The organism is Streptomyces sp. NRRL S-495 (assembly GCF_000966955.1).
Lineage (GTDB): Bacteria > Actinomycetota > Actinomycetes > Streptomycetales > Streptomycetaceae > Kitasatospora > Kitasatospora purpeofusca.
In genome coordinates this window covers 1-1,492 of record NZ_JZWY01000872.1, presented here as the reverse complement: position 1 = coordinate 1,492, position 1,492 = coordinate 1, and the positions used below count along the sequence as shown (strand labels likewise).

The following is a 1,492-nucleotide window of genomic DNA, read 5'->3' as shown; positions in this document are numbered from 1 at the left end:
GTCTGGTCCCGGACCTCGGGAGCGGGGGCGGGGGCGGGAGCGGGGGCGGACGATCCGGGCTCCGGGTACGGCTGAACTCCCGGTCCCTGGTACGGGCCGCCGGGGTGAGGACTGTTGGGGTACGGGGCGCCCGGGTACACGGCCTCGGGGTGCGGGCCCTCGGGGTACGCCCGGTCCGCGTACGACTGGCCGACCTGCCCGTGCCCGGGGAACGGCGCCGGGGCGGCCGGCTGCGGCGCGAGCCCGGCGAGCGGCGCCACCGGGCCGGTGGTGATCACGGGCGGCACCGGGCCGTACGGCTGCTGCTCGTACGGCTGTTGCCCGTAGGACTGTGGCCCGTACGGCTGCTGGTACGCCTGCTGCTCGTATCCCTGCTGTTGGTACGACTGCTGCTGATACGACTGCTGCTGGTACGTCGGCTGCTGGTACGTCGGCGCGGGCTGCGGTGCCGAGGCCGCCGCTGCTGCTGTCGCTGCGGGCCCGGCGTACCCGTACCCGGCCGCGTCGGCCTGCTGGGGCCCGGCCGGTCCGGCCGGTGCGGCCGTCCCGGTGCCGGGCACCGCCGTCGGCCCGACAGCCTCCGCCGCCGTCCCGGCACCCGTCCCCGGCCCGAGCTGCGCGGGCCCCGCCACCGCCGGAGCGAGCCGCTGGCGCCGCCGGCGGACCGTCAACTGGATCTCGTCCGCCGCCGACCGCGCCGTGCGCATCAGCTCCGAGCGGACGAACCGCCGGTCGGTGACGTCCCCGCCGTCCGACAGCACCTGGGCGGTGCGCCGCGCGTGCGGCAGCAGGCCGAGCACGGGCAGCCCGAACTCCTTGGACACCTCGGCCCCCGAGTACGGCCCCTCGGCGATCAGCAGCAGGCCCAGCGCGTCGGCGCCGGTACCGGCCGAGGCGAGGTCCTCGGCCAGCGTCGCCAGCCGGGGCCGGGCCGCGCTCAGCCCGCGCAGGGTGGTGCGCACGGCCGCCGCGACCACGTCGGCCCGGCGGGCCAGCACCGCGCTGGTGCCGGTGGCGCCGGAGCGGCCGAGGTCGAGGATGACGTCGTAGCCCTGCGGCTCCAGTCCGTGCAGCACCTCCATCAGCGGTTCCCAGGTGTAGGCGAGGCCGGGCGCCTGGGTGGGGTCGGTCAGGCCGGGCAGCAGGAGGCGTTCGGCGTTGCCGGCCGGGGAGAGGTCGATCAGCTGCTCCCAGAGGGCCTGGCCGAGCAGTCCCCGGCGGTCGGCCACGGCGAGGTTGCGCAGTCCGTAGACCGCCTCGACCCGGCCCTCCAGGGCACCGGCCAGGACGGCGCCGCCGTCCGGGTCGCACTCGACCAGCAGGATGCGGCGGCCGGGCTGCAGCGGCCAGGCCAGCAGCAGCGCCAGCGCGGTCGTGGTGGCGCCGGGTGCCCCCGGGGCGCCGACCACCGCGATCACGGCCATCTCAGTTCCCACCCGCCCCGGTCGGCGCGCCCGAGGCCGCGGGGCGTCCGGCGGCCGGGGCACCGGCG

1 protein-coding gene is annotated in these 1,492 nt (G+C 78.2%); it reads right to left on the bottom strand.

Annotated features, from left to right (window positions below; all coding sequences use genetic code 11):
* On the bottom strand, nucleotides 1-1,424 hold a 1,424-nt coding region (locus VR45_RS48110), incomplete at its 3' end, for a hypothetical protein (RefSeq protein ID WP_063772603.1).
* Between the last annotated feature and the right edge of the window lie 68 nt (nucleotides 1,425-1,492).